The organism is Photorhabdus heterorhabditis (assembly GCF_001280945.1).
GTDB lineage: Bacteria > Pseudomonadota > Gammaproteobacteria > Enterobacterales > Enterobacteriaceae > Photorhabdus > Photorhabdus heterorhabditis.
This window is the reverse complement of the sequence record NZ_LJCS01000038.1, coordinates 38703-46423: the sequence shown is the minus strand read 5'-3', so window position 1 is coordinate 46423 and position 7721 is coordinate 38703. Positions and strand designations below refer to the sequence as shown.

The window sequence follows — 7721 nt, the reverse complement described above, 5'->3', positions numbered from 1 at the left end:
TCACAGCGTTGCGCAGGCTGGTGTCCTGTTTATTGCCATTCAAGGTCAGGTCGAGGTAGAACTGCGATAAATAGGCGTTGGGCCGGACATTGGGGTCGAGCTGCATTTCACCGGGACGAATGCCGCCAGTGGCAAGGCTAGCCATCTGTGTTGAAGCGAAATCGGTTTTATTGAGAATGCCCGCGAGGGTGAATATTTTATGGGTCGCTGAATTTTGGATATAACCGTTGGCAACATCCTGCTGCGCTTTATTTTCGCCCTGAATATGTTTCTGCGGCTGTGGGGAGGAATTGATATCAATGTTAATTAAGTTTGTCGACGGTGAGTGACCATTCTTTTCTTCAAAATAACCATTTATAAAAAGGTTGGCACGAATGATTTTAGCTTTTTCGCCGTATAACATGTTCCGTAAGACATGAACATTATTATTGGGGAACAAATTTCCTTCAAAACCTTTATCATTGTAACCAATGACCTTTAATGATGAAAACACAAAATCTACGCAACTGTTGGTGAACAGATTATAGCGTGTATCATCAAATTTAAATCCAAATTTACCTGACTGTGGGTTTTGTGAAAAATCGCTTAACATGTTGTACTGAACTTCAGTCAACGGTATGGTGGTTTCATAGGAGGTTTGTTGGTAGGCAGCATTATCCAAAGGAGTTATTCGCCCGGGGCCACGCATTTGATCATATCGTGACTCGAAACCGTAACTTTGTTCATTTCCGTTCCCATCACTTAACACATACCACATATGACCGCCAGTTGAAGAATGTACGTCTCCAGCTTTATGCTCGTTCTTATCGGCCTGATAAACATACTTCGCTCCCTGTGGAGCTACTTTGTAGGTTACAGTATATTTCTTTTCCATATTTGTTATTTCCTCTACTGGTTATTTCTCTTTGTTTTTCTGAATAAATCAAATTTTCGGATTGTAATAGGCGAACTCGACAAAACTCTCAATGCCATTAAAAGCAGGGACATCCTCCAGAGTGGTAATGACCGCAGAGTAACGTCCGGGGGATAACGAAAATGTCTTAATTTCTCGCACAGCCGTATTTACCCTTCTCTCTTCGTAATAGAAAGACTGCCCCCCGTCGTATCCCCCTGAGTTTATTTTTTCATCAAAAAAAACCTTATCATTTCTAACCAGATAAAGTGAAACAGGGATTGTTACTCCGTCATCATAAATACTCCCGAACAACTTAAACCGCCTTTTCATTTCATCATGATCATCCCCTGTAGCAAACAGCAGGACAAACTGATAATTTCCAGTCTTGCTGATTTCAAAATCAATTTTGACTGACTGGCCAGACTTCGATACGTCAATCGGTTTGTATATATCAATGGGCTTAGAGCAGGCCATTAATAAGGTACAGCTCATAAAAATAATAATATTGCGCCAATTTTTAAACCTTTTATGTATACGTAATACTTTCATTTCTTCACTCCAAATTTTCATATTTCCTTTGTTTATACTGATACCATTTTAAATCTTTGGATCGTAATAGGTGAATTCAACAAAACTATCAATGCCATTAAAAACAGGGACATCCTCCAGGGTGGTAATTACCGCAGAGTAGCGTCCGGGGGATAACTCAAGTATTTTAATGTTTCGCACAGCCATATTTATGCTTCTCCCTTTGTAATCGAAAGACTGTCCCCAACCACGTCCTCCTGCATTTATTTTCTTGTCAAAAAAAATCTTGCCATCTTTAACCAAATGAAGCGAAACAGGGGTTATTATCCCGTCCTTATCAACATTCCCGAACAACTCAAGCCGCTTTTTCATTTCCTCATAGTCATCCCCTTTATCAAACAGCAAGGCAAACTGATAATTCCCTTTCTTGCTAATTTCAAAATCAATTTTGACTGATTGACCAGACTTCGATACGTCAATCGGTTTGTATATATCAATAGGCTTAGAGCAGGCCATTAATAATGTACAGCTCATAAAAATAATCATATTTCGCCAGTTTTTAAACCTTTTATGTATACGTAATACTTTCATTTCTTCACTCCAAATAAAGTAATTCTCGTTAAATTTTCGGATTGTAATAAGTGAATTCGACAAAACTCTCGATTCCATTAAAGACCGGGACATCCTCCAAAGTGGTAATGACCGCAGAGTAGCGTCCGGGAGGTAATGAAAATGTTTTAATTTCTCTCACAGCTGTATTTATACTTCTCTCTTCGTAATTGAAGACACGCCCTCCTTCGGACCCCGCAGCGTTTATTTTCTTATCAAAAAAAATCTTGCCATCTTTAACGATATAGAGTGAAACAGGGATTATTACTCCATCTTTATCAGCTCTCCCAAAAAACTTAAACCGCCTTGCCATTTCATCATGACCCTCCCCAGTTTCAAACAGTAAGGCAAACTGATAATTACCTTCCTTGCTGAGTTCAAAATCAATTTTGACTGATTGACCAGACTTCGATACGTCAATCGGCCTGTATATATCAATGTACTTAGAGCAGGACATTAATAAGGTACAGCTCATAAAAACAATAATATTTCGCCAATTTTTAAATCTTTCATGTATATGTAATACTTTCATTTCGTCACTCCAAATTTTGATGTTACAGTGTATTTCTTTTCCATACTTATTATTTCCTCTACTGGTTATTTTTCTTTGTTTTTTCTACATAAATCAAATCTTTGGATCGTAATAGGTGAATTCAAAAAAACTCTCAATATCATTAAAAACAGGGACATCCTCCAGGGTGGTAATTACCGCAGAGTAGCGTCCGGGAGGTAATGAAAATGTTTTAATTTCTCTCACAGCCGTATTTATACTTCTCTCTTCGTAATTGAAGACACGCCCTCCTTCGGACCCTGAAGCGTTTATTTTCTTATCAAAAAAAATCTTGCCATCTTTAACGATATAGAGTGAAACAGGGATTATTACTCCATCTTTATCAGCTCTCCCAAACAACTTAAACCGCCTTGCCATTTCATCATAACCCTCCCCAGTTTCAAACAGTAAGGCAAACTGATAATTACCTTCCTTGCTGAGTTCAAAATCAATTTTGACTGATTGACCAGACTTCGACACGTCAATCGGCTTGTATATATCAATGGGCTCAGAACATGCCATTAATAATATGCAGCTCATAAAAATAATAATGTTTCGCCAATTTTTAAACCTTTTATGTATACGTAATACTTTCATTTCGTCACTCCAAACTTTGATATTTTCTTTATTTATACTGACACCATTTTAAATCTTCTTAAATTTTCGGATTGTAATAGGCAAACTCGACAAAACTCTCAACACCATTAAAAGCAGGGACATCCTCCAGAGTGGTAATGACCGCAGAGTAATGCCCGGGGGGTAACGAAAGTGTTTTAATTTCTCGCACAGCCGTATTTACCCTTCTCTCTTCGTAATAGAAGACACGCCCTCCTTCGGACCCCGCAGCGTTTATTTTCTTATCAAAAAAAATCTTGCCATCTTTAACGATATGGAGTGAAACGGGGGTTATTACTCCGTCTTTATCAGCTCTCCCAAACAACTTAAACCGCCTTGCCATTTCATCATAATCATCCGTAGTAGCAAACAGCAGGACAAACTGATAATTTCCTTCCTTGCTGATTTCAAAATCAATTTTGACTGATTGACCAGACTTCGATACGTCAATCGGTCTGTATATATCAATGAACTTAGAGCAGGCCATTAATAAAGTGCAGCTCATAAAAACAATAATATTTCGCCAATTTTTAAATCTTTCGTGTATATGTAATACTTTCATTTCATCACTCCAAATAAAGTAAGACTGCGATAAACCATCTTTAACCATTAACAGTCACTTATCTCAAACACGAAAAACGGTGAATATGGCGAACCGGGTTCACAAAGCTGTTCTTACGACCCGCCGTTTTCTCACCGCTCTCTCAGACTTTCATCTATATGCTGCTGCAATGGACTCAAGAAATAATCGATCACGCGACGTTGATCGGTTTTTATTTCTGCCGTGATTGACATGCCCGGAGACAGCGCGACTCGCTGACCGTTAACCATCACGTGATCAGACTTCAAACGAATACGGCTGCTATAGATGAGCCCATGCTTTTCATCCTCGATGGCGTCGTTTGATACGTTGAGCACTTCGCCGTCAACGGTGCCGTACTTGGTGAAAGTGAAGGTTTCCACCTTGACGGTAACCGGTTGACCAACATGGACGAAACCTACATCCTTGTTTTCCAGCATGGCCTCCACTTCTACCGGTTGATCTGCGGGGACGATGACCATCAGCGGCTGAGCAGGTGTCACCACGCCACCGACAGTATGGATAGCGAGTTGTTGAACTGTGCCGGCCACCGGGGCTTTAAGATTGGTCAAGGTTTCTTGGTAACGGGCCTTCGCCAGCTCCTGAACCAAAGTCGCTGCTTTTTTGTTGGCTTCCTGTTGCAGGTCGAGCATGGCGCGGCGATTTTGCGCAACAACAGCCTCACGCCGACGTCGCGCCTCGTCCTGAGCAGCGGCGTGCTGCAAGACACTGGCCTGCTGTACGCTTAACTGACGTTGCATATCCAATCGCGTCTGCTCTTTTTCCAGATATTCATGCCGCGACACATACTGTTTCGTCAATAACCGTCGGTAATCTTCGGCTAATCGTGTCGCAATCGGTAGCGTTTTTCGCAGGCTAGCCACCTGGGCTTCGGCAGACTGGATTTCGGCGCTGCGTTGGAGGATTTCTGCGTCCACCAACTCCAGGTTGCTGCGGTATTCCTGGTATTGTCCTTGAAGCCAGCGTTGGGCACTGAGCACCTGCTCAGGGTTGGCGTTGTCAATCGTGCCTACCAGCGACGCCGGCGACTTTTGTTGATTGATCGCGTCGAGCATGGCGGCACTCCGCGCACTGTCGATACGAGCAGCCAGCAGCTCGCTCTGAATCCGGCTGACTTCGGCGCTCGCCGCCGTCGGATCGAGTTCGACCAACAATTCGCCAACTTTCACCGACTGACCGTCATTGACGTGGATCGCTCTGACCACCGCCGTTTCGCTAGATTGAATCAACTTGGTCTTGCCATTGAGAACAACCTTTCCCGGGGCAATAGCCACGACCTCGATTTTGCCGATGTAGGCCCAGAGCAACGCCAATACAGCGAAACCCATAATGCCCCAGGTAAAAATCCTCGGGGCTGGGTGCACCGGTGTTTCCTGCAACTCCAAAGCCGTCGGTAAAAACTGTAATTCATGAGCCAGTCGCGGCGACACGTCCATGTTTTTACGTTGGCGCCAAGACTGACGCCACGCGTGACGATAACGCTGCAATAAGGAAAGGGTGGCGCTCATTTGAAATTATTTTCCCTAAATCGGAGTATGTTTATCTTGGTCACATCTACCTCTGATGGTGTTATTAACCCTTGATTATGTTATTAACCATTGATTACGTTATTAGCCGTTTGCATCGTACGTTCTGGAAATGGGAGCCTTTCAGCCTTGCTGCATTCGATACAGTCGTGAATAGTGGCCGTCCTGACGCGCCAGTAACTCGGCGTGAGCCCCCTGTTCAACGATCTGCCCGCGATCCATCACAAGGATACGATGCGCGTCGCGTACAGCAGACAACCGATGAGCGATAATGATGACCGTGCGTCCCTTGCAAATGCTTTGCATGTTCTGCTGCACCACCCGCTCAGACTCGTAGTCCAGCGCACTGGTCGCCTCGTCAAAAATCAAAATGCGAGGATTGCCGATCAAGGCTCGGGCAATGGCTACCCGTTGCCGCTGACCGCCAGAAAGTGACGCGCCGTGCTCACCCACAATGGTGTCGTAACCTTCGGGCAGTTCAAGGATGAATTCATGAGCTCCAGCCATGCGGGCGGCGTGCATGACCACTTCGAGCGGCGCACCCGGATCGCTCAAGGCAATGTTTTCACGAATACTGCGGTTGAATAGCATATTGTCCTGCAATACCACGCCAATCTGCCGGCGCAGCGAGGACACATCAGCCAATGCCAAGTCCATGCCATCGACCATGACCCGTCCGCGCTCCGGAACATAGAGCCGCTGCAACAAACGGGTCAGAGTACTTTTGCCGGAACCGGAGCGGCCCACTACACCAATGATTTCTCCTGCACCAATGACCAAGTTGACTCCGCGCAACACCTCAGAACCATCAGCCCGATAACGAAAATGCACCTGTTCGAACTCTACCTGCCCCTTGAGCGGCGGCACCGTGCTACGTGTAGCCTGAGACAATTCAGTACGGGAATTGAGGATGTCTCCCAGACGCTGCACGGAAACCCCGGTCTGCTGGAAGCTGGTCCACAGTTGCGCCAGGCGCATGATCGGGCCGCTGACACGGCCGGCCAGCATATTGAATGCGATCAGCTCCCCCACCGATAGCTGCCCCTCTATCACGAGATGCGCACCGAGCCAGAGTGTAGCGACCGTCACTAACTTGCCGATAAGCGAGACGCTTTCATTGGCGATAGTGGATAAGGTCTGTGTTTTGAAACCTGCGGCAACATAAGCCGCCAGTTGGTTATCCCACTTGCGGATGGCCTGCGGTTCAACCGCCATTGACTTTAGGGTATCGATGCCATTGACCGTTTCGACAAGGAATGCCTGATTCTCAGCGTTGCGTGTGAAGCTATCCTGTAATCGCTTACGTAAGAGAGGTGTCACCAACCCTGAAACTAGTGCATAAAGCGGCAATGATAACACCACAACGAGAGTCAACCAGCCGCTGTAATAGAACATCACAAGGATGAATACCAGAGAAAAAAGCACGTCGAGCATCAAAGTAATGGCGTTGCCGGTGAGGAAGCTGCGGATGTTTTCCAGTTCGCGTACACGAGCCACAGAATCACCGACTCTCCTTGCCTGGAAGTAAGCCAACGGCAGATTAATCAAGTGCCGAAACAGACCCGACCCCAGCTCCACATCAATACGGCTGGTCGTATGAGCAAACACGTAGCTACGCAAACCGCTCAAGGCCGACTCGAACAACATGATGCCCAGTAATCCTACCGCGACAACATCCAGTGTGGTTAGGCCGTGGTGTACCAGTACTTTGTCCATGACCACCTGAAAGAACAACGGAGTCACCAAGGCAAACAACTGCAAGGCAAAAGACCCCAACAAAACTTCACCCAACAACTTGCGGTATTTGACGATAGCCGGGATAAACCAAGTGAAGTCAAAGCGCGAAGTCTCTCCAGGCAGACCGTTACTGGAACGCACAAGCACCAGTTGCCCTGTCCAACGCTGCTCAAGCTGTTCGAAGCTGATAACTTCGGGGCGCGCCGAACGTGGGTCCTGAATCAGAGCCTGTTCTTTATCCAGTTTAGCCAAAATAAAAAACTTTCCATCTCGGTCAATGGCAATGGCTGGCAAGGGAGTATGTTCAAGTCTGACAAGTGTTGTGTGTACAGCCTTGGCTTTCAGCCCTGAATGACGGGCAGCCAGCAGCAGTTCTTTCAGGGTAAGACCTTGGCTGGCAGTAGAAAACTCGTGTGAAAGTTGTTCAGTCGATATAGCGATATTATGAAACCTAGCCAACATAGCCAGGCAAATCAGGCCGGTATCCAGCTCCGAGGAAGAATGGGGTGGCTCAGTACTCATTTCATTATCTTGCATCAGACAACTTAATCCTTAAATCAAAAATCTGGATATTCATCTCACCCCTAGCAAGCTATCCAGACATATCCGCAATCCGTTTAGTAAACAAATCACAATTTATATAATTAGGCGTTTATATCA

Annotated in this window: 7 protein-coding genes and 1 pseudogene; all 8 read right to left on the bottom strand. The window is 45.3% G+C overall.

Annotated features, from left to right (window positions below):
* Nucleotides 1-874 (bottom strand): annotated as a pseudogene (locus tag AM629_RS23480) (S8 family serine peptidase); the annotation flags it as partial.
* 48 nt (nucleotides 875-922) lie between these two features.
* Nucleotides 923-1444, bottom strand: coding sequence for a DUF5625 family protein (locus AM629_RS13655; RefSeq protein ID WP_054479844.1), 522 nt, complete (start codon nucleotides 1442-1444; stop codon nucleotides 923-925).
* Between the two features lie 48 nt (nucleotides 1445-1492).
* The gene (locus tag AM629_RS13650; RefSeq protein ID WP_054479839.1) at nucleotides 1493-2014 is read right to left on the bottom strand and encodes a DUF5625 family protein; all 522 of its coding nucleotides are present in this window, start codon (nucleotides 2012-2014) and stop codon (nucleotides 1493-1495) included.
* Between the two features lie 28 nt (nucleotides 2015-2042).
* Nucleotides 2043-2564: a DUF5625 family protein gene (locus AM629_RS13645; protein ID WP_054479838.1), complete on the bottom strand. Its 522-nt coding sequence runs from the start codon at nucleotides 2562-2564 to the stop codon at nucleotides 2043-2045.
* A gap of 93 nt (nucleotides 2565-2657) precedes the next feature.
* Nucleotides 2658-3179 (bottom strand): DUF5625 family protein, encoded by a 522-nt coding sequence (locus AM629_RS13640; protein WP_054479837.1) that lies wholly within the window; start codon nucleotides 3177-3179, stop codon nucleotides 2658-2660.
* A gap of 58 nt (nucleotides 3180-3237) precedes the next feature.
* Nucleotides 3238-3759 (bottom strand): DUF5625 family protein, encoded by a 522-nt coding sequence (locus AM629_RS13635; protein ID WP_054479836.1) that lies wholly within the window; start codon nucleotides 3757-3759, stop codon nucleotides 3238-3240.
* A 131-nt stretch (nucleotides 3760-3890) separates the two neighbouring features.
* On the bottom strand, nucleotides 3891-5306 hold the full coding sequence (locus tag AM629_RS13630; RefSeq protein WP_054479835.1) for an HlyD family type I secretion periplasmic adaptor subunit: 1416 nt from the start codon (nucleotides 5304-5306) through the stop codon (nucleotides 3891-3893).
* A 141-nt stretch (nucleotides 5307-5447) separates the two neighbouring features.
* Nucleotides 5448-7598 carry a type I secretion system permease/ATPase gene (locus AM629_RS13625; protein ID WP_054479833.1) on the bottom strand — a complete coding sequence of 717 codons (2151 nt, stop codon included), beginning with the start codon at nucleotides 7596-7598 and terminating at the stop codon, nucleotides 5448-5450.
* Nucleotides 7599-7721 lie beyond the last annotated feature (123 nt).